The 313-nt window shown below is 53.0% G+C and carries 1 pseudogene; it reads left to right on the plus strand.

The features are described 5' to 3' along the window. A pseudogene (locus HMPREF2849_RS06265) lies at positions 1-270 on the plus strand (IS256 family transposase); the annotation flags it as partial. Between the last annotated feature and the right edge of the window lie 43 nt (positions 271-313).

The raw sequence follows: 313 nt of genomic DNA on the forward strand, positions 1-313 counted from the left end.
CTAGCCCGCAGACACCGCGGACTATCACTACCGCATCAACGCACAGTGATGGATTGGTGGCTGTATCTACATACAGAAGTCCCTGACGATCCGGTCAAGATCGCCAGGGACCAACGATGGGGTCAAGACGCACTTTCCACAGCAACAGACCTGATCACCCACAACACCACAGCCACTACCAATGACATCGGTGCACCAGCAGAATACGACACCGCCATCGACACCAGCTACCAACACAACCTCGGCATCCAAAAAGGCTGGATCAAATAACCGCAACACGCCCGGAAAAGACACACTTTTCTTTACTTAACCC

Source organism: Corynebacterium sp. HMSC073B01 (assembly GCF_001838255.1).
Classification (GTDB): Bacteria; Actinomycetota; Actinomycetes; order Mycobacteriales; family Mycobacteriaceae; genus Corynebacterium; species Corynebacterium jeikeium_D.